This is a genomic window from Anabaena sp. CCY 9402-a (genome assembly GCF_963920945.1).
In the GTDB taxonomy this organism is placed as follows: domain Bacteria; phylum Cyanobacteriota; class Cyanobacteriia; order Cyanobacteriales; family Nostocaceae; genus Trichormus; species Trichormus minutissimus.
Window position 1 is genome coordinate 1 of record NZ_CAWUDL010000020.1, and the last position, 21,624, is coordinate 21,624.

At 40.1% G+C, this 21,624-nt stretch carries 17 protein-coding genes and 1 tRNA gene; 8 read left to right on the plus strand and 10 right to left on the minus strand.

The genetic code is table 11. The features are described from left to right. Window positions 1-6: 6 nt before the first annotated feature. From ACM0OR_RS09555 to ACM0OR_RS09570, 4 genes are all read right to left on the minus strand, one after another. Window positions 7-1,002, minus strand: a complete 996-nt coding sequence (locus ACM0OR_RS09555) for an Arm DNA-binding domain-containing protein (RefSeq protein ID WP_414576036.1) — start codon at window positions 1,000-1,002, stop codon at window positions 7-9. A 178-nt stretch (window positions 1,003-1,180) separates the two neighbouring features. Next, window positions 1,181-1,251: transfer RNA gene (locus ACM0OR_RS09560), tRNA-Gly, on the minus strand. A gap of 50 nt (window positions 1,252-1,301) precedes the next feature. After that, window positions 1,302-2,549, minus strand: a complete 1,248-nt coding sequence (locus ACM0OR_RS09565; protein WP_414576037.1) for a hypothetical protein — start codon at window positions 2,547-2,549, stop codon at window positions 1,302-1,304. A 156-nt stretch (window positions 2,550-2,705) separates the two neighbouring features. Beyond that, window positions 2,706-6,209 (minus strand): response regulator, encoded by a 3,504-nt coding sequence (locus ACM0OR_RS09570; protein WP_414576038.1) that lies wholly within the window; start codon window positions 6,207-6,209, stop codon window positions 2,706-2,708. An 854-nt stretch (window positions 6,210-7,063) separates the two neighbouring features. Between ACM0OR_RS09570 and ACM0OR_RS09575 the strand changes: the two genes are divergently transcribed. Both ACM0OR_RS09575 and ACM0OR_RS09580 read left to right on the plus strand, forming a co-directional pair. Beyond that, window positions 7,064-7,708: a GNAT family N-acetyltransferase gene (locus ACM0OR_RS09575; RefSeq protein WP_414576039.1), complete on the plus strand. Its 645-nt coding sequence runs from the start codon at window positions 7,064-7,066 to the stop codon at window positions 7,706-7,708. A 785-nt stretch (window positions 7,709-8,493) separates the two neighbouring features. Then, entirely contained in the window at window positions 8,494-9,030 is a 537-nt protein-coding gene (locus ACM0OR_RS09580; protein WP_414576040.1) for a hypothetical protein, read from the plus strand. A gap of 86 nt (window positions 9,031-9,116) precedes the next feature. Here ACM0OR_RS09580 and ACM0OR_RS09585 read toward each other — a convergent pair whose 3' ends face one another. The 4 genes from ACM0OR_RS09585 to gor form a co-directional block, all read right to left on the minus strand. After that, on the minus strand, window positions 9,117-10,262 hold the full coding sequence (locus tag ACM0OR_RS09585) for a histidinol-phosphate transaminase (RefSeq protein ID WP_414576041.1): 1,146 nt from the start codon (window positions 10,260-10,262) through the stop codon (window positions 9,117-9,119). Between the two features lie 99 nt (window positions 10,263-10,361). Next, window positions 10,362-10,910 carry a YqiA/YcfP family alpha/beta fold hydrolase gene (locus ACM0OR_RS09590; protein ID WP_414576042.1) on the minus strand — a complete coding sequence of 183 codons (549 nt, stop codon included), beginning with the start codon at window positions 10,908-10,910 and terminating at the stop codon, window positions 10,362-10,364. Continuing rightward, a complete protein-coding gene (locus tag ACM0OR_RS09595) occupies window positions 10,828-11,241 on the minus strand; it encodes a YqiA/YcfP family alpha/beta fold hydrolase (protein WP_414576043.1) in 414 nt (137 codons plus the stop codon). The genes ACM0OR_RS09590 and ACM0OR_RS09595 overlap by 83 nt, the downstream gene beginning before the upstream one ends. A gap of 66 nt (window positions 11,242-11,307) precedes the next feature. Further along, window positions 11,308-12,681, minus strand: coding sequence for a glutathione-disulfide reductase (gene gor / locus ACM0OR_RS09600; RefSeq protein WP_414576044.1), 1,374 nt, complete (start codon window positions 12,679-12,681; stop codon window positions 11,308-11,310). 197 nt (window positions 12,682-12,878) lie between these two features. Here gor and ACM0OR_RS09605 point away from each other — a divergent pair, with 197 nt between their 5' ends. The 6 genes from ACM0OR_RS09605 to ACM0OR_RS09630 all read left to right on the plus strand — a co-directional run bounded on the left by ACM0OR_RS09605 (window position 12,879) and on the right by ACM0OR_RS09630 (window position 20,334). Then, complete coding sequence (locus ACM0OR_RS09605; RefSeq protein WP_414576045.1) at window positions 12,879-14,438, plus strand: DEAD/DEAH box helicase family protein; 1,560 nt, start codon at window positions 12,879-12,881, stop codon at window positions 14,436-14,438. Beyond that, entirely contained in the window at window positions 14,365-15,579 is a 1,215-nt protein-coding gene (locus tag ACM0OR_RS09610; protein WP_414576046.1) for a DUF790 family protein, read from the plus strand. Before ACM0OR_RS09605 ends, ACM0OR_RS09610 begins: the two co-directional genes overlap by 74 nt. Before the next feature lie 248 nt (window positions 15,580-15,827). Continuing rightward, on the plus strand, window positions 15,828-16,115 hold the full coding sequence (locus tag ACM0OR_RS09615; RefSeq protein ID WP_190707867.1) for a hypothetical protein: 288 nt from the start codon (window positions 15,828-15,830) through the stop codon (window positions 16,113-16,115). 251 nt (window positions 16,116-16,366) lie between these two features. Then, window positions 16,367-17,494 (plus strand): response regulator, encoded by a 1,128-nt coding sequence (locus ACM0OR_RS09620; RefSeq protein WP_414576047.1) that lies wholly within the window; start codon window positions 16,367-16,369, stop codon window positions 17,492-17,494. A 32-nt stretch (window positions 17,495-17,526) separates the two neighbouring features. Continuing rightward, complete coding sequence (locus ACM0OR_RS09625) at window positions 17,527-18,936, plus strand: aldehyde dehydrogenase (protein ID WP_414576048.1); 1,410 nt, start codon at window positions 17,527-17,529, stop codon at window positions 18,934-18,936. Between the two features lie 303 nt (window positions 18,937-19,239). Next, window positions 19,240-20,334, plus strand: a complete 1,095-nt coding sequence (locus ACM0OR_RS09630) for a hypothetical protein (protein WP_414576049.1) — start codon at window positions 19,240-19,242, stop codon at window positions 20,332-20,334. A 99-nt stretch (window positions 20,335-20,433) separates the two neighbouring features. On the opposite strand, the gene ACM0OR_RS09635 is transcribed toward ACM0OR_RS09630, so the two are convergent. Beyond that, a complete protein-coding gene (locus ACM0OR_RS09635; RefSeq protein ID WP_414576050.1) occupies window positions 20,434-21,027 on the minus strand; it encodes a sulfite oxidase-like oxidoreductase in 594 nt (197 codons plus the stop codon). A 219-nt stretch (window positions 21,028-21,246) separates the two neighbouring features. After that, on the minus strand, window positions 21,247-21,417 hold the full coding sequence (gene rpmF / locus ACM0OR_RS09640; RefSeq protein ID WP_190707877.1) for a 50S ribosomal protein L32: 171 nt from the start codon (window positions 21,415-21,417) through the stop codon (window positions 21,247-21,249). Between the last annotated feature and the right edge of the window lie 207 nt (window positions 21,418-21,624).

Here is a 21,624-nt window from a genome sequence, read left to right on the forward strand (position 1 = left end):
AGTTTATTAAACTGGCATTTTACTATTAATTCTCCATAAAAGTAACCGAAGAACCGGAAAAACCAAATCATCTAAATAAGGATTTTCAGGTTTGATAGATATCAGTAAATTTCGTAATCTTTCTGAACAAGGGAATTGCCGTTTTTTGTTGTTTTTAGATCCCTGTACTCTTGTAGGGATGCCATTTCCCGATGTTGTCACTGACTCTTCAAAGCGAATATAACCACAGTCCTCTGCTATGTGCTTCCATTGAAGCCCAATTGCCTCTGATGGACGACAACCTGTCAGGAAGAAAAATTCTACAAGTGAAGCATAATGACTATAACTGATGCCTGTATAGCCTCTGCCGTTCCAATTTCCCCGATGCTCTTTAAATGCTTTAATAATTTTTTCTCTTTCTTCTTCTGAAAAAGCATTGGGTTTAGGTTCTAATTGATAACGGTACTTTGGCATCTCGTTAGCCATTCCCACATAAGGGTTAGAGTCAATCAACTTATGTTTTACAGCCCAGTTACAAGCTGCATTAAGTTGAATCAATGCCCGCTTGGTTTGCCCTACTGTAGTTATCCTCTCCAATTCTGCTTTTACTTTAAGAGCATCTAGCAATGGTATATCACCTAAACGTTGGAATAGTTTGGTGAAGCTATTGTAGTATCCCTTAGTTGTTTCCTTGAGGCTTGATGATTTGTAATTTATATAACCTTCCCAAAGTTTTGTTATTTTGGGTGTAACTTTGGGTGTAATGTCAGGTTCAACGGTACTCAGCACTGATTGAGGCTTGTATTTGTCCAGAGTTGGATCAAAATTTCCTGAAGCAATATCCAACTCAATCTGATTCTTTTTTGCTTCTGCTGCTTTACGGCTTATTTTTGTATCGGGTAAACCAAGAGATAAATAGTATCTTTTCCCTCCATAGCGAAATCGTAGTTGTAACCGTCCATTGGAATCAATAATAGAGACATTTCCCTTGGGTACTTTCCCTTTAGGTGTTTTGGTGTACATATTAAACTGTTTTTAGCTGATTATAGTACATCTGTTCGCTACACCCAATTTACACCCAATTTACCCTAAACAGACCCAATTTTTTGTTCAGATGTGGTACATGAGTACCATTGGATTAAGTATTCTATAGACACAAAAAACCCTTGTAAGGCTTAACTCACAAGGGTTTTAAGATAAGAGCGGGCGGCGGGAATCGAACCCGCATTAATAGCTTGGAAGGCTATAGTTTTACCACTAAACTACGCCCGCGAAATATTAACTATGTTAATATAGCACAGTTTTATTGGCAATTCAAGTATTTAATTAGCTGTTTGAGGCTTAATATCAATCCATATATAACAGTTGCTTAAATCTAGTGGTGTACCATCCCCATTTTTAGCTGGGGTACAGCTGTCGTTTTGGAACAAGTCGTTGATGATTTGCTGGTATGAACTTTTTTCACTTTGTAGGTTCACAGGAAGTTCTAAAACTTCAGCTTGTTGGAATTTGCCATTTTGATCAATTATTAAACTAACTAACAACTGTGCAGGCTGAAGTGTAGAGCTGCTCGGAAGATAACTGGAGCTATTGTCTAGAGACTTTGTACTGCTTCCTTGGTATACAGCAAAAACATTAGGAATATCTCTGTTTCTAATTTTACCTTGTTCTATGAGTTGGCGTACTTCAGTGTCCGCTATAGGCATGACATTGGCTATAAATCCGCCAGCATTAGCTGTAGGTGAATTTTCCGCCGCCGGACTATTGTTAGTTTCAGGAGTAGATGAACTATCATCACTGGAATTATTGGGAGTCTCTCCATTGGGAGTGGATGGAGTGTCTACATTATTAGAATTACTTGCAGTTTCTTCACTAGAATTAGAACTATTATCACTGGAATTGCTGGCAGTTTTTTCATTGAGAGGGGTTGGAGAATCTTGACTAGAAGTGTTTGCAGTTTCTTCGTCTAGAGTGCGTGGCGTTTTCTCTTCTACATCTCCCGACTCAGTGATTTGTTCTGGTGTAACATTTGGATTATCTGATGGTAAGGGAACGCTATTACCGAATTCGATATCTTGACGACGTTCCCAAGGACGTTCACCCAAGGGAACTGTAGGATTTGGCTGCGTAGGTTCTGGGGGTGGTGTAGGAGTTGGTGTAGAGGTCGGTTCTGGTTGAGGAGATGTTTCTTGAGCAAAGACTTGTGTATTAGGTTGAGACGCATTGCTACTGTTTTCTTGCTGAACACTACCACCAAAATTTAGCCTTCGATCATCTTGATTAGTAGATGTGGGTGGTGCTGTTTCTGGTGTAGTTTTTGGTGCTTGAGGTGTTGCTGGTTTAGTAGTTGATTCTTGAGGTGAAATTTCGACTAACTCAATAGGAACAACAGTTTGGCTTTGTTGTGGAAACCAAGGTCTAAAACCATTAGGCGATCGCATCAACCAAAAAGCTAGCAAATGCAGAGAAACTGAACCTATAGCTACAGCAATCCACAAACCTGGAGGATCGTGATGTCGCCGCCAGAGTGTTGCTGAAATGGGAGTTTTATCTGCAACCGATGTCGTCATAAGTTGAGTGCTGAGTGCTGAGTGCTGTTAGCGGTAGCGCGGCGTTTAGCCGGTGCTGAGTGAGGAGTGCTGAGTCCTGATTTAGGTATTGGGCATGAGTTCCTTTCTACCTTACTTCTTCCCAGTTTCCATTAACCCTGATCCCAAATTCCTTCCTCAAGGTGTCACAACAAAAGTTAAAACGGTTTCATCAACTCCTTTGAGTTTTAGAGGACTACCTTTAGTAATTTCTTCGTCTTGTAAATAATCAGCGACAGCCGCAGAGACTAAAATAGTACCAGGAACAGCAGCAGATTGTAATCTAGCCGCAATATTCACACTCGGACCGATCGCAGTATAATCTGCTCGTTCGGCACTACCAAACATACCCACAACTGCCGTACCTTGGTGAATACCACAGCGAAACTGCACCCCAGTTGGGTTATCGGCATCAAATATACCTTGGTTGTGCCACTTCTGGTTTAACTGCACCAATGACTTTTGCATAGCTCTAGCTGTATTAATGGCTCGACGCACCTGTTCATTGGGTGTCAGCTCTTCTGGCGCACCATACAAAGCTAAAATAGCATCTCCCATAAATTTATCTACCGTGCCACCGTTATCAAACACCCCTTTAGTCATTACTTCTAGATATTCATTCAGCAATTCTGCCACGCGTCGGGATCTGAGGGTATTAGCTAACTGAGTAAACCCCACAATGTCGCTAAACAAAACTGTAATTAAGCGTGGTTCTGGTCGTAAATCTAAACTCAAAGTACCCGCAGCCGCTTTGGACACTAAAGACGGCGGTAAAAAGCGTTTCAAGACTGACTCTGTAAGATAAGTGTTTAGCTCCAAAACCCTACGTTCGTTTGCCTTCAAAGCTAAAAGATTGCGAACCTCCGCTAGAAGTTCCCGGTCATTAAATGGCTTGGCTAAATACGCATCTGCTCCATGTTCTGTTCCTTCGATGCGGGTTTCTTCATCAACTTTGGCTGTGAGTAAGATAATTGGTATCCCTTTGAGCTTTTCTTCACTGCGAATCATCCGAATCATCTCCAATCCCGTCACCATTGGCATCATCAAGTCGGTGACAATTAAGTTAGGAGCGATCGCTTGCGCTTTCCCAAACCCTTCATAACCGTTACGCGCTGTCTGAACTTGATAACCACTGCGCCGCAGGATATCAGACACATAGGTTCGCAAATCTGGGTTGTCATCTACCACTAGGATAGAGTGCTGCGAGTTATCACTAGATGTTGTAGTTGTTTGGGTGTTTTCCCCTAAAATATTTTGAGCATCTCTAGATAGTGTGAAGTCAATGCTCTGTATGTTGTCAGCAGTCGATTCTACCAGTTCTAAGTCTGCTAACTCCACACTAGCGCGGCTGGTATTAACTTCTACGGGGGTATCAGATACTTGCTGTGGGGGTAAGTGAGCATTGCCGGCTAAAAGCCAAAGTTTAAAGGTAGTACCTTGACCATAGACTGATTCAACTGTGACTTTGCCACCATGTATTTCTACTAATTCTTTGACTAAAGCTAAACCGAGTCCACTACCTTCATAAGAACGATTTTCTGAACCTTCAGCTTGACGGAATCGCTCAAACAGATAAGGAATCTGCTCCTGCACAATACCAATACCTGTATCTTGTACCTGTAGTAAGCACTGATTCTGTGCAGTTCTAAGTCTAACGCTGATTGTGCCACCTTCAGGAGTAAACTTCATGGCATTTGACAACAGGTTATAAAGTACCTTGTCAAATTTTTCCATGTCTAAATACACGGTAGGACATTGGCTCAAGTCAGTGACCAGATGTAGTGACTTTTTTTCACAGTAGGGACGAAATGACTCGACAATTTGGCTGACAAACTCTACTAAATCGCTAGGACGGAAACTCGGCTGCATCCTCCCAGCATCTAAGCGTTGTAAATCCAGTAGTTGGTTGACTAGTCTGAGCAATCGGCGAGAGTTCCGCAAAGCGATCGCGCTTTGGTCATAGGATAACCCCTCCCCTGAACTCACGGCTGACTCTAATGGCCCTTGAATCAAGGTGATGGGAGTGCGAAATTCATGGGAAATATTTTGAAAAAACTCGGTTTTTTGTTTATCTAGTTGCAATAGGCGTTCAGCTTGTTCGCGGGTTTTTTCGTAGAGGCGTGATTGCTGTACTGCGATCGCGGCTTGTGCTGCTACAGTTTTTGCTAACTCAATATCCGATGATAACCACCGTCTAGCTTTGCTACCTACTCTTAGGGTAATACTACCAATACATTTAGCATCAGCTACTAAGGGAACTACCATCAGCGATCGGGCTTGCTGTTTCCACGGTAAATCTAAACCTTGAATTTCTGAAGGAAAATGATTCAAGTCATCAATGACTACAGGCTCATGGGTACGTACTATTTCTTGCAGAATTGGATTTTCCCAAATTTTAGTTTGGGATTCTGGTGATTCTTGTATTGTTATTTCTCTCGGTTTAATAACTGAGGGAAAATCCTCTAAATGCTGAGAACTATCATACAATCCTACACACTCCACATACTCATCTTCCTCTGCCCACAAAGACAAAACACAGCCATCTACTTGTAAAGCCTGTCCCAGTTGTTGAGTAATGGCCGCAAAGATATCTTGAGGATTCAAACTAGAACGAATTGCTGTGGTAATTGTATTAATTAAAGCTTCTCGTTTCGCCAGGGCGCGTACTTGCTCATATGCGTATGCTTGCGATAAAGCAAGAGCTGCTTGATCCGCCACCATCAAGACTAACTGCACCTCTTCAGACCCCCAAATACGCGCTTGGTGACACTGGTGCAGTGCTAGCACCGCCATTAATTGCTGTTGCCAAAGCAAGGGTACAACTAAGCTAGAGGAGATATTAGCAGCCTCAAAAGCCTTAGCTCTGTGTTGCAGTTCAGAAGTATCTCCATAAATACGCTCATCACCTACTACATCATGAATTACCTGCACCTCGCGAGTTTCCCAAACTGTCTGGGCTAGAAGCGGAGGGAGGGAGGGATGATTGATTGGTGCTGATGTTTTCTCATTACTCAGCTGTGCATGAGCGTGTTCTGAAGCCGTTTTTTGATAAATAAATCCTTCATCTACTAATTGTTCATCTTGAAAGGGACGTAATAGACAAACATCCACCTCCAGCATATGACCAACTGTATCCACAATGGCTTGCAAAATTTGTCGATAATCTAAGGCACTACGAATTGTATTAGTAACAGTATTCAGTAGCGATTCTTGGCGCAACGTGCGAGTTAATTCACGGGTGCGAGCTTTCAGGACATTGTGAGTATCAAGAGCTTGACGAACTACTGCCTTGAGTTCTTCCGATTCCCAGGGTTTAGTAACATATTTAAATACTTTACCAGCATTAATTGCTTCTACTAAGTCTTCGACATCAGTGTAGCCAGTTAAAATAATCCGAATAATATCTGGATATTGAGTTGCCGTGAGGCTTAAAAATTCTGTACCACTCATGATCGGCATACGCTGATCAGAGATAATGACTGCAACCTCTCCCTCTTGCGCCAGCAGATCCAGTGCCGCAGGGCCAGATGTTGCCCTCAGCACCTTGTAGTCGCGATAGAAGGTGCGGTAAAGCAAGTCGAGGTTGTCTGGTTCATCATCAACAACCAAAATTTTAGGCTTACTGTTTACTTGGGATTTCATGCACCGCTTTCCTGCTGTAACGGCAGTCGGATAAAGGATAATCTGATCAGGTAAGAATGTTTCTGAATCAGTTGATAACAGATGTCATTGCAACCAATAAAACTATGTGGAACTATTCACAGTAATTAACTTCAATGGCTTATCAGGATTGCCATTGCCGCTAGGGCAGTGCAGTTAGTCTCATTATCAGTGATTGTGTTACAGATGTGATACTGACTGTTCAAATATCGCCTCACCTCCAGTAATAAACATCAGAATACTATAAGCAGCAATCAAGCCTAGTTCAAAAACCGCATGAAGCTACTTTTTAAGTTTTCCCGTTGTTGCAGTCGCACTAACACTTTTAAGTAAATTTTATTTATGCCAGTCCTAGAATAACTAGTAATTTTACTAAAGTCATTTTTTAAATCAAGTATACTGTTAGACTAAATATATCGTGCCTGTATAGCTTTCAGAAAGATTTGCCTAGAACTAACAGCAGCTTCTCGCTCACCCATAAGGGAAGTGATGAGATGAGTTTTGTGGCAATGACTTTTTACTTTTGCCTTTTTGTACTGCTTATGATGATGTTGGCAAGCATACTAATGTGTTAGGCTACTATACTCTTACTGGGTTAATTTTTATCTAGCTTAATTTTTTCTATTTCAAGCAATGAAGAGTGCTGAGTAAGGTCAAAGCTTGATTTTGTTCCCGTAGTAGATGTACCAAAGGGCTGTATACACCCCTTGTTAGCGTTAAACTACTCTGCAAGAACACCTGACGTTGAATCCTTCCCCGTACAGAGTACACTAAAAAACTAGAATTATGTCCGCCGACTTACTGACAGTGTTTTAGGATAATTGAGAAGATTGTCGTTGAAAAACATCAATACTAAACTAGCCTTGACATACTGGTTTTCTGACCCATCCCACCAAAAAAAAGTCACAGCATCTGCTGAACACAGTTCCCATCACTTCCAAATTCGCGCTGCTACATCTGCTGATTTGAGGGGTGTTGCCCAAATTATTACAGAAAGTTTTCATTCCCAAAATGGTTTATGGGGATGGGCTTTTCCTCTACTCCGTTTAGGTATTTATGAAGACCTCAAACATCGCCTGCTATCGTCATTACCTCATCACATTTGTTTGGTGGCGGTGAATACTCATAGCAATGCAACGCATCAATTAGTAGGAACTGTCGAAATGGGTGTGCGTTTCAGTGATCCTTGGACGCAGGTTGGTAAGAGTTTCCTTTATCTGTCTAACTTAGCAGTTCACCCAGAATACCGAAGGTATGGGGTGGCATCACAATTACTCGCTAGCTGTGAACAGGTTTCGCAGGAATGGGGATTCGATGATCTATACCTCCATGTTTTGGAAAATAATTATCAAGCACGGCAGCTCTATTTCAAGCTGGGGTATAAGGTACAAACTGTAGAATCTAACTTGAATATCTTCTTCTTTAGGCAATCACGGCATATCTTACTGCATAAACATCTACACTTAGATGCCATTATCTAAATATTCTTTTTTGGCTGGTAAATAGTTTACTAGCACTCCGCTTGGTCTAGTAAGTTTTTTAGTCTTTATCCAATGAATGCTTTTGTTCTTTAAAGCTATAATCTATAGTATCAGATAAAAAATAAGTAATTACTTAAATCATAAAACTACATACCTGATTTGTTCACGAGAAATATTCTCAGCGATACCTTAATATTTTGGTCAAACAAGATGGGTGTATACCATTTATGTACCATTTACGAGATTTATATCCTTGCAAATTTTGAACGAAAGTATTGAATTTCCTTCAGGGCAGTAGTTTTGACAGGATTTAAGCATATTTGTTCTAGTTAAAATTTCATCTACAATTATTAGAAAATTATTTTTACTTGTACTTTAAAAAAAGTTCATAGAAAAAAACATATTTATTTGTCCATATTATGTTAGTCATATTAAATTTCAATTCTTAACGTTAAATATTATGAAACGAAAAATTTAAGCTATGATTGTCGCATCAGTAAAATTACTTTGAAAGTAAATTAATATCCTCATAGAAACTTATTAATGAAGATATTTATCTTCATAAAAACTTTAAGTGTTTTTGTGATTAATTGGCAGACAAATATAGTTAAATCACATAGAATGTGATTACTTCAATGGCAAAGCTCATGTCTATTGCTTTTAATTTTAGTTACAATTAACTAAACAATTCTGGTTACAAAGAGAGAGCAAAAAAAGGTGGGGATTTAATCAAACTTATCCACACTGGATTCCCAAAATTACACTATTCAAAAGTTTTAGCAAACATGGATAGCGAAAAAACCCGCCGCTATCAAGCTACTATGGTATCAACTTACTACTCTGACACAAGTTGCCTTGACAGTTTTGTCATGCCAGATGGAACTGAGCAAACATACAGTTCGGATGTTCTGACATTTTTGCACAGTGGACAAGTTTTTATAGTCAATAGTCGTAGGCGGAATGGGTTAATCCTCTTTAAACGCTATCATGCTGAATTTGCCGGGCCAGGAGCAGCAGTTGGCGGTGATTATGATTCTGATTGCCAGATGGTTATCCCTATAGGAAATCTGTCTTTACTGACACCGGAGTTATATGAAGAGCGTCAAAAAGCTTATTTAATTAGACGACAGTGGATTAGGTTGATCAAGCAAATTACAGAAAATCCAGTTCCTCAGCAGCGAGTGCAGAAAATTCTGGATCAGTTTGAACAATATTTTCCCCAAGAAATGGTTGCTAATTTACCAGATGTTGCTTTTGCTTTACTAGTGGGAGTGCTACCTCAAACGGCGGGAATAGTACGCCGTTGGGGGGGTAGGGAGTAGGGAACGACTCAAGTCAACAGTCAATATTCAAAATTAAATAACTCCTTGGGATTGGGGATTGAAGATCAGGAAGCAAGGGAGAAAAGCTAATGACTAGTGACTAAAGCTGCTTGTATTCGGTTTAGCGTGCGTAAGTTTTCTTCAGGTGTACCGATAGTAATTCGCAGTCCTCCGCTAATTTCGCGGATAAGAGTGCCTTGATTTTTGAGTTGTTGATGAAGATTTTTTAAAGCTGTATTTTTTGAGTCGTCATTATTTGGTTGAAGACGCACGAAAATAAAGTTAGTGGCACTTTCTATAACTTGTAATGCTGGGTTTTGAGATAACGCTGTAGTCATTTTGTTGCGTTCATGCAGCGTTTGCGGAATTGATTCCAGCAAGATGTGACGATTTTGCAAAGCCATGAGTGCGGCTGCAATGGAAAAACTAGGTAAGTTGTAGGGTAAGCGGATTTTTTCTAGGATAGCGATCGCTTCTGGATGAGCTATACAATAACCTACACGCATAGCTGCTAAACGGAAAGCTTTAGAAAAGGTACGTAAAATCACCCAGTTGGGATGCTTTGCTAGTTCACTCGCTAAGGTTGTTTGGCTAAATTCAAAATAAGCTTCGTCAATGACTACCAAAACTTGCTCACTTAGACTTCTTAACCAAGTTAATTCATGGAGAGTTAAAGGATTAGCTGTAGGGGAATTGGGATGAACAACGAACACAACACGAATGGGAGGATTTTTAGTTTGTTCGATAGCTGATTGGGCGGCTGTTAAATCAATTTCAAAGTTGTTAGGATTTCTAGCAACTGTCACCACAGGAATACCCAAAGTTTTTGCTAGAATCCCGTACATGGAAAAGGTGGGATTAGCAACAAGAACTGCACCTTCTCCTTGTAGACAGGTAGCAATTAATAAAGAACGGATTAGTTCATCCGAACCATTACCCACAGAGATATTGTCAGCCGTAAATAGTGATGTAGAAATACCAGCCGATTCATTGACATATTCAGCGATCGCATTTTTGATCGCCTCATGTCCACCATCAGGATAACGATTCGTTTCGATGACCTCTTGATAAGTCCAAGCCAGCTTTTGTTTTAAGTCAGGCGGCAAATCATAGGGGCTTTCATTGGTATCTAGGCGATCTAACTGAGTCGGAACTGCTGCACCTGTGTCGCTGCTAGGGTGTGGTTTGTAAGCGTTAAATTGTGCTAAATCTGAACGAATAAAAGGAAGCATAGTTTTAGTCAATAGTCAATATTCATTGGGAATTGGGCATAGAAAATATAATCTACCTTGTCACCTGTCACCTGTCACCTGTCACCTGTCACCTGTCACCTATCCCCCAGATAACTGACAAAATTGTTGAATCGCTTGCCAAATTTCTTCTGTAACATTACTTAGGGCGTGATCACTATCTAGTTCTACTAATTTTACCCAAGGACGCGATCGCATAAAATAGCGACTGGCAATAATGGGAATGACTTCATCTTGTTTGCCATGCAAAATCAACGTGGGAATTGGGTGGTGTAATTGGGTTTGGGAGTATTTAGTTGCATCTGTCACAAAATTGTAACTTAAAGGTAGCGATCGCCCTTCGCCATAGTGATGAACCATGATGTACTGTTCTTGTTGCCAACGTTGTATTGCTTCATCGCCTAAATTGGGCAACCAATGGGATAAAAACTCAAAAGCTGGTGCTAGTAATACTAAGCGTTCTACTTGTAAATATTGCTGTGCTATGTGGGCAGCAGTCAATCCCCCCAAACTAGAACCAATCAGGGTTACAGGTACAGAGTCATCACTAAATGCTGCTGCTACTTGTTTGATTTGACGTGAGATTGTTAACTCGGAACTGTTCTTGTTGCCAACGTTGTATTGCTTCATCGCCTAAATTGGGCAACCAATGGGATAAAAACTCAAAAGCTGGTGCTAGTAATACTAAGCGTTCTACTTGTAAATATTGCTGTGCTATGTGGGCAGCAGTCAATCCCCCCAAACTAGAACCAATCAGGGTTACAGGTACAGAGTCATCACTAAATGCTGCTGCTACTTGTTTAATTTGACGTGAGATTGTTAACGCTGAGAAGTCACCAGCATTCAGATCAGGAATTTTTAGGGGGATTTGAATTTTAGCAAAGCGATCGCTAATATCTTGAGCTTTGTTAGATTTAGGGCTAGAAGCAAAACCGTGCAGGTAGATGTACTGGTTAAGCATTGGGGAAGGTGACAGGTGACAGGTGACAGGTGACAGGTGACAGGTGACAGGGGAATGACTATTGATCTATCGCATAGTGACAAATTCTTCGGCGGCGGAGGGGTGAATACCTACGGTGTCATCAAAGTCTTGTTTGGTTGCACCCATTTTGACAGCGATCGCGACACCTTGGATAATTTCGGCGGCATTTTCACCGACCATGTGCGCACCTAAAACTCTGTTGGTGTTAGTATCTACAACCAACTTCATCATTATGCGCTCTTGTTTACCTGTCAAACTGTGGTACATGGGACGGAAGCTGGTGCGATAAATTGTCACCGCGTCACCCAGTTTTTCCCGTGCTTGGGTTTCTGTCCAACCAACTGTAGCGGCTTCTGGGTTGGAAAATACGGCGGTGGGTACGGTTTCATGGCTGAATTTACGGCGATTGTTGCCAAATTCACTGTCAGCAAAAGCACGACCTTCACCAATAGCGACAGGAGTTAAATTTAAGCGATCGGTGACATCACCGACAGCAAAGATGTTGGGTTGATTGGTTTGACTATATTCATCGACTGCGATCGCACAAGTAGTGCAGTATCCTGCTTCTACAGAACCGGGAACAACATCAACCCCAGCGTTTTGCAAACCGAGTCCTTCGACGTTGGGATCTCGTCCTGTAGCTACCAAACAAACATCGGCAATGATGGGTTCTTGATCGTCTCCAGATAAATTCAACTTCAAGCCTTCTGGAACTTGTGCAATGGCTGTCACCTCGGTATTTTGGATCATGTTAATCCCGTGATTGCTCATGCCTTCTTGAATGGCTGTGCGGATATCTTCATCAAATCCTTTTAGAATGAGGTGATTACGGTTAATCTGTGTCACCTCAGATCCCAAACCGCGCATGATACAGGCAAATTCTGTACCGATATAACCAGCACCAATAATGGCGATGTGTTTTGGTTGTGCTGTTAAATGAAATATTTCATTGGAGGTAATACTGTATTCTATCCCTGGTAAATCTGGTTTAGCAGGTCGCCCACCAACAGCAATTAAAATTTTATCGGCTGTAATTTTGCGGTCATTAATTTCTATGGTGTGGGGATCTAAAAATTTAGCGTGACCGGCTATCAGTTCTACGCCTGCTTTTTCGAGCAAACTGATATGTACTTGTGACAGCCGCCTGACTTCTTGATCAATTGATGTAATAAAATGCTCCCAGTCCAATAAAAAATTATCTAATTGCCAACCATAGCCGGCTGCATCTTGAAACAGCGCGGGAAAATGAGAGCCGTAAACCATCAATTTTTTCGGAATACAACCCCGAATCACACAAGTTCCGCCGACTAAATCATATTCAGCGATCGCTACTTTTGCTCCGTAGCTAGCTGCACGTTTGGAAGCCGCCAAACCACCAGAACCCGCACCAATTACAAATAAGTCATAATCAAAAGTCATATATTTAGGTGTTTTATTTTATTAAAGTGTGCGATTTTGCAATAAAAAAGGAATATACCTCATTCCCTTTTCCAAGATAGGATTAAGCATTGAGTCTGAGTTTGCTACAATTCCCCCAATCCCCAATCCCCAGTTATTTAATTTTGAATTTTGAATTTTGAATTTTGAATTGATTTGTCTCCAATCCCCAGTCCCCAATGCCTCGTACTCCCACCTTAACGTTTGATCGCGGTACATTAATTTTACATCCACCACCACGGAGTAAAGCTTGGATGGACTATGCCACTTGGGATGATAGGGTAGAAAAATTCCGCATTCCAGGGATAAAATACCGTACTGTAGTGGAAACACTGCAAGCTGAAGACATTTATTTTATCGATGAAGCCAAAGAATTTTACCCCGTGGATTTGGTTGCGAGTTTAGAAATGCAACCCTACCCCCATCAGAGTGAAGCCTTAGCAGCTTGGAAACTGGCAGGAAGACGGGGGGTTGTGGTGCTACCCACTGCGGCGGGAAAGACTTATTTAGCCCAGATGGCGATGCAGGCGACTCCACGGACAACGTTAATTGTTGTGCCAACCTTGGATTTAATGCACCAGTGGTATGCTCATTTGGTATCGGCGTTTCCTGATGCGGAGGTGGGGTTACTGGGGGGTGGTTCGCGGGATAGGACGGCGATTTTAGTAGCCACCTATGACAGTGCAGCCATTCAAGCCGAAGCTTTGGGGAATAAGTATGCTTTGATTGTATTTGATGAGTGTCATCACTTACCTACAGATTTTAACCGCGTTATTGCCGAATATGCGATCGCACCTTATCGTTTAGGACTATCGGCTACCCCAGAACGCACCGATGGGAAACACGCAGATTTAAATATTTTGATTGGGCCAGAAGTCTATCGCAAACGTGCTGAAGATTTAGCAGGGAAGGCGTTAGCTGAACATGAAATAGTCCAAATTAAGGTGAAGTTATCACAGCATGAGCGCGAAAGATACAACAATTTCATTCAAATTCGCAATGATTTTCTACGCCAAGCTAAGGTTTCCTTGGGGAGTATACAAGGTTGGCAGATGTTTGTGCAGATGAGTGCGCGATCGCAATCTGGGCGTAGAGCTATGTTAGCGCACCGGGAAGCGAAAGAAATCGCTCTTGGTACTGATGGCAAGTTACGCATTTTAGCTAATTTACTCGCCAAACATTACCCGGAACGATTGTTAATTTTTACTGCTGATAATGCCACAGTTTATAAAATTTCTCAGGATTTATTAATTCCCGCCATTACACATCAAACACCAGTCAAAGAAAGGCATGAAATATTAACTAAATTTCGGGAAGGTGAATATAATACTTTGGTGGCTTCCCATGTGTTGAATGAAGGGGTTGATGTTCCGGCTGCTTCTATAGCAATTATTCTATCTGGGACTGGCTCAACTAGAGAATATATTCAACGCTTAGGGAGAATTTTACGCAAAGGAAATACTCCTAATAAACAAGCAATCCTCTATGAAGTAATAGCAGAAGATACGAGCGAAGAAAATACTTCAGCACGACGACGCGGTGAGGATAAAAAAGCGAACTTAAAAGTTGTTTATGGCAGTAATCAAGAAAAGGTTGCTAAAGCTGCGGAACAATTAGATATCAATTATGTAGTCGATAATTCATCAGAGAAAAATAACCAGGAAAATGCTACCAACAGACCTACTAAGCCATCGCCTAAACGGAGAAGAAATAATTCCGAAGAGACTGAAGATAGATAATAAGAATTTAGAGTTAGCCAATGAATTAATTAATTGTTTTCAGTCAACATTAGGTAAAACTCAGGGTGAACTTGAGCGTCAACTTTTAGGGTTAGAAGGTGATGCTACAGATTATCGAGTTAAACGGGGGTTAGCTTACATTATTAAAAGCAATTTTTGCACATTTGAAGTAGTTAGTCCCCTAGAACCACCAATGTTAAGAGAACGGGTGTTTGCTTTGGCTGCAAAATCTGCACCTAGTCGCGAATCAACCCAAATCACTTTAGTGAAAATTGCTGATGAATTAAGTCAAGAATTAGAACGAGAAGTCTTACCTGAGCAAGTGCGTGATGGTATCTATGCTGATTTGGTGGAAAATAAAATTTTAACCAACTTGGATACACCAACAGGGGTCGATTTAATCAATCGATATAATTTATCTCAAGTGCAAGGGATATTTTATAAAGCCAGTAAGCTAATTTTAAATGCTCATCGCAATGTTCCAGGAGAATATAAGCTGTTATTTCGCTATCTCAAATTGTTTCAATTAATGGCTTATATTGAGGGTGATGCCGACCACGGGTTTACAATTACAGTAGATGGCCCCACCAGTTTATTTACGCCTAGTACGCGTTATGGGTTAGCGATCGCTAAACTGATTCCCGCCTTACTCCATGTTACCAAATGGAGTCTTGCCGCCACATTACAAACCCGTGATGTCTACACAGATACTTGGAGAACAGGCCGATTTACCCTCAATTCAGAATGTGGTTTAGTTTCGCACTACTCTAAAGGTAAACCCTACGATAGTATGCTAGAGGCTTCCTTTGCGGATAAATGGGATGCCTTAAAAACAGACTGGATATTAGAACGCGAAGTAGATTTGATTCCCATTCCTGGAAGTGTGATGATTCCCGATTTTCGGTTAGTGCATCCTGATGGACGGGAATTTTTATTAGAAATTGTTGGCTATTGGCGACCAGAGTATTTACAAAAAAAATTTTACCAGGTGCGGCGTTCCGGTTGTGATAATTTGATTTTGGCTATTTCTGAAAGGTTAAATTTAGAGAAAGCTGGTATTAAGTTAGATGATGTTCCCGCAAGAATTGTGTGGTTTAAAGATAAATTGTTGCCAAAATCTGTGTTACGAGTTATCGAATAAGGTAAGTTCTAGTAAAATTTTTTTAGATAAGATTAACTTAATTCTAGATAAGATTAACTTATTTGAGATTATTTTGCTGCTATTTACTCCAACGCAAAATATGCCTGTTTTTTTGAACTCACTAAGGTATAATTTGATTATGGCTCGAAATGTTATTCCCAACCCAACCTGTACAACATAGAACTACAGTCGCCGACTCGACGGTAAATATAATTTTGCCTAAATAATAAGTTTAAACGTGATAAACAATGGAAAATGATTCACAGTTGATTCCGGTTTTTGAACAACTATTTAGAGAAAAGTTAAAACTCAACAATTGTAAGGTCAAAAAGAAAAGACAAGAGAATAATTATGAAATTATTACTCCAGCCAAAGACGTTTTTTTGATGTCTTGGTGTGAATTTCCAGAAATTACCTTGGTATATCAGCCTATTGGGGTACGCACACACCAAACTATAGTTTATGAACGCGCTATTCGTTCTCACATTGAGTTTTGTGTGAGCAGTATTAAGGAGAAGGATAAAGCTCTCTCTTAATCACCATTATTTATTGAATAGTAGAATATCTGTATACCCAAGGGATTGTTCACCGTAGTTTGGGTTTTTATCAATACATTCACCAATTGTGAAGAGTAATATCATCAAGAATCTGAGCCAGTTTTATTGGCTCAGATTTTTTAAAAAGTAGAAATAATTAAAAATTATTCGTACTGACAGCCAATTTGGGATAATTTATATTTTGGTGTTCCCTAACCAAAAATAGTCCCTTATCGCACTCTCGGTATCTCATGAGTTCACAAACTTCTCACTCTGGCAACATTCTAGTTGTTGACGACTCTCCTGATAATGTGTTTTTAATTAAAACCATTTTGGAGGAAGAAGGTTACATAATTAATACCGCCGAAAATGGCTTCTCAGCATTAGCACAACTGCAAGCATTACCTTGTGATTTAGTCCTGTTAGACTTAATGATGCCTGGAATGGATGGTTATGAAGTTACTAGGCGCATTCGGGGGGAAATGCAGTTACCACAATACATTCCCATACTATTAATTACAGCCCACGATACGCCGAATGTAGCGCGAGGATTAGATTTAGGTGCTGATGATTTTATCCGCAAGCCTGTCACAGTCGATGAATTATTAGCTAGAGTGCGATCGCTATTGCGGTTAAAGCATAGCATGGATGAACGGGATGAAATTGCCCGGCAGAGAGAAGATTTTGTCTCTCGTCTTACCCATGACTTGCGTACTCCCCTAGTGGCTGCTGATCGGATGTTGACGCTGTTTCAACAGGGTGCATTAGGCACATTATCACCACAAATGCAAGAAGCGATCGTTATTATGGGGCGTAGTAATAGCAATCTGCTGTCGATGGTGAATACCTTATTAGAAGTGTATCGTTTTGAAGCCGGGCGTAAGACTCTGGCGTTTCAACCAGTTGATTTAAGTCGATTACTCAAAGAAGTAGCGGGAGAACTCACACCCTTAGCCCAACCCAAAGGCTTGGTGATCAATCTAGACGTTGATGATACAGCAAACCCCAGTACCATCACAGGCGATCGCTTGGAACTTCATCGTCTATTTACTAACCTTATAGGTAACGCCATCAAATTTACCGAATCTGGTTCAGTAAGTATCCGGCTGAAAAATCCTACTTTGAGTAATAGTTTCCCCACAGATAAAATCACCGATTACATAACTGTAGAAATAGCCGATACAGGCCCAGGTATTCCAGCCACCGAACAAGCCATCCTATTTGAAAGATTTCGTCAAGGTAGCCATAAAATCTCCGGTAGTGGCTTGGGTTTGTACCTTTCCCGACGCATTGCCCTGGCTCATCACGGCAAGATTGTTGCCAATTCTGAATTAGGGAAAGGTAGTGTATTTATTGTCAGCTTACCCATTAAATATTAATGTAACCGTCCCGTCTATGTAGAGATATTGCAATGTCTCTACATGAACAAATTCATAAAAAAATTATTATGGATAATTTAAAAATTCAGGAAATCATACACAAACAGCGTCAGTTTTTTCAGACTGGTCAAACTAAAGATATCGCTTTTCGCCTTGACAAACTCCGAATACTAAAACAATTAGTTAAAAATCATGAGCAAGAAATTATCCAGGCGTTAAAAGCAGATTTAAATAAACCAGAGTTTGAAGCTTATGCTACAGAAATCTTTATCATTAAAGAAATTAATTACGCTATCAAGCATCTCAAAAATTGGTGTCGTCCCCAAAAAACAGGCATTCCATTAGAATTTATTCAATATTCCGCCCAAATTCATCCAGAACCATTAGGAATCGTTTTAATTATTGGGGCTTGGAATTACCCATTTCAGTTAATTATTGCCCCCTTATTAGGGGCGATTGCGGCTGGTAATTGTGCCATGATTAAACCTTCAGAACTTGCTCCTCATACTTCTAATTTATTATGCAAACTTATTAATAAATATTTTTCAAATGAGTATATTTCTATAGTAGAAGGTGAGATAGAAATAAGCCAACAACTGTTAGCAGAAAAGTTTGATCATATCTTTTTTACTGGTAGTACATCCGTTGGTAAAATTGTGATGATGGAAGCAGCAAAAACCCTCACACCCGTCACCTTAGAATTAGGTGGTAAAAGTCCTTGTATTGTTGATACTGATATTAATCTCGAAAATACAGCCAGACGTATTATCTGGGGTAAGTTTCTGAATGCAGGACAAACTTGTATTGCACCAGATTATCTTTTAGTTAATCAAGCCATCAAAAAAGATTTAATTCTGGCTTTGAAAACAACAATTACAGAGTTTTATGGTGATAACCCAGCCAAAAGTCCAGATTATTGCAAAATAATCAATGAAAAGCATTTTGAGCGGTTATCTAAACTATTAAACAATGGCAAAATCATCATTGGTGGAGATACCAACCCCGAAGAATTATATATTTCTCCAACATTAATTGATCATGTTTCCCTAGCAGATTCCATCATGCAGGAAGAAATATTTGGGCCGATTTTACCCATCATAGAATATACAGATATAGAAACTCCGATCGCTCTAATTAATTCTCAACCAAAACCCCTAGCTTTATACCTATTTTCCCGCAATCAAAATCTCCAAAAACATATCTTACAAACTACCTCATCAGGTGGAGTTTGTATCAACGATATAGCCCTACAATTTGCTGTCTCGTCTCTCCCCTTTGGTGGCGTAGGCAATAGCGGTATTGGTAGTTACCACGGTAAAGCTAGTTTTGACACCTTTTCACATTACAAAAGCGTCTTAAAAAATTCCTTTTGGCTAGACATCAATTGGCGATACGCACCATACAAAGGTAAATTATCGTTGTTAAAGCTAATTATTAAGTAGCTGTGGGGTGCTTTAGTCAGAAAAACCCCAATTAAACCCTGAATTTTCACGTTGTGTAGAAAAATTTAGGTTTAATCTAACCCCCTAGCCCCATGCCCTAGCAGGGAAGGGGGAATTTTTTCAGGTTACTATCGCTGGGTTCATCGCTTCCACAAAATCTAGAACTTCTCCCTACAACCCTACACCCTTGTGTCTCTTAGGACATCATAAGCAACAAAATATTGCTTTTACTTGATTTGCGATCGCTAACCACGATAAAACCTTAAACGCATAACACATCATTATTTTTAGCTTTTTACAGTCATGCGTTATCAAAAACAACTCATAGTAGGATTCATTAGCTGCACTCTCCTCATGCAAGCTACTCCTGCATTGTCTGCACCTATCAATTCCTCTGGTATTTGCTTAAAAGAAGCTCCTCGATTTCCTTCTTTGTATCTACCAGCACTCCCCCGTCTTCCAGTCTCCCTAGCACTCAATGAGACAGCTTTATTGAATCAGGCTTTGGAATTAGCCAGAAACAGAAAACTTGACGAAGCATTACAACTTACACAAAGTATCCCTGATGAAGCAAAACGCTTTTATATTTTGAATCAAATCGCCAGAAGTTTAGCTGCTGCTAATCAGATTTCTACATCTGTCAGCTTTGTGCAGAAAATTGCCGACCCTGCGATTAAAAACGAAATTTTTGGTAATCTAGCTAGAAGTATGGTATCAGTAGGTAAAACTCAGCAAGCTTTAGAAGTTGCAGTTAACATTGACGACTCTGGTCAACGCACCTGGGTAGTGAGTGATATAACTAATCAACTAGTAGCAACAGGTAAACTTTCTGAATCATTAGAAATAGCTAAAACTGGTCAGAATAATTCTGAAAAATGTTCAATTTTAGAAAGTATAGCTGTTAAATTAGCAGAAGTAGGTAGAGTATCTACAGCTTTGCAGATAGCCGACACAATGGAAGACAATGGTTGGCAGAGTTCTACATTGAATAATATTTCTAGAAACCTGTTAGAGACTCAAAAAATATCTCAAGCCATAGAGATAGCTAAAAAAATTCCCAATGGATACTATCAGAATAATTCATTACAAGAGATTGGGAGGAGTCTGGCGCGCCAAAATAAATTTCCCCAAGCTTTAGGAATTGTGAAAGTCATCGATAGTCCAGAATATAAAGCTAAACTTTTAGTGACAATAGCAGCCCAGTACAGGAGAGTTGAGCGAAATCGTGAAGCTTTAGCTATTCTGGCACAAGCTCTACAAATAACCGATGAGAATTTAGAAAGTTACACCAAAATTTCTCTATGGCGGGATATATCTGACGAATACAGAAGGTTGAAACAGGTTGATAAATCCTTGGAAATTTTGTATAAAATAGATGCTCTAGAAACTCTCTACTAACAATAGTATGTTCGATTGTAGAGATGTTGTTTTGTCAATTCTCTACAATCAATTAAGAGCAATTTAGGGTTTTTTCTCGGAAAATATCACCCAACCATCCTAATAACTATATCTTTCTTCCGCCCAAGGTTCACCACGCCGATGGTAGCCGTTGCGTTCCCAAAAACCCAGTTCTTCTTGTTCAAGAAACTCTAAACCATTAATCCATTTAGCACTTTTCCAAGCATAGACATGGGGTACAACTAACCGCATCGGTCCACCATGTTCTACTGGTAATGGTTCACCAAATAATTTAACGGCGAAAAAATTTTCTTCTCTAACAAAATCCGCCATTGCAATATTTGTAGTGTAGCCCCCATAGCAATGTTCCATCACATGGGCAGCTTTGGAATCTACCTCTATCAGATTCATAAAATCTGTAACTTTAATCCCCGTCCACTTAACATCAAGTTTAGACCAACGGGTAACACAGTGAAAATCTGCGGTGAACTCGTGTTGAGGTAGATTCATAAAATCTGACCAACTAAACACAGCAGGTTTAGCCAAACCCCAAACCCGAAATTCCCATTCTTCTATGCTAACTTGGGGTGCTGCACCATAGGTTAAAACCGGGAAACCCTTAGCCAAATGTTGTCCTGGGGGGACGCGACCGCTATTTTCTTGATTTGGTTTTTGAAAAAATTTTCCTAACATAATCCCATCAACATTAATCTTGTTAATAGTTTTTGCACTAATTCACCAATTCTCAGCGTCTAAATTCCACCCAGAAACCAGGTAAATATTAATTTTGTTGAAAATCAAAAAATCAAGAGCTACAGATATTTTACTGTTAATGTGATTATTTGATTTTCAGTCATGGGTAAAAGGTAATGAGTAATTAGGTAAGTCCAATTACTCATTACCAATTTTTTCTTATTCTTCTTCGTCTTCTTCAGCAGTAGGATAGACAAATGTAGAACGTCCCGTCAAAATTGATTTACCCAAAGAAAGAGCTTTTTGTGCTTCAACAACAGCCTTGTGTCTCCAGGTAGCTCGACGTTTATCTCGTTTAGATTTAGATGTTTTCTTCTTAGGAACAGCCATGATAGCCGATATCGCAATTCTTGACAACCTTCCTATTCTAAGCGATCGCTTGGCTAAGTCAAATTAATTAGGGACTGGGGATTGGGGACTGGGGATTGGGGACTGGGAAGAGTTTTCTGTAATAGACCTCTTGCAAAAGTCATAATTATAGCGTCCTTCTTTGCGCCTTTGCGCCTTTGCGCGAAACAAAAAAATATTTATGCAAGA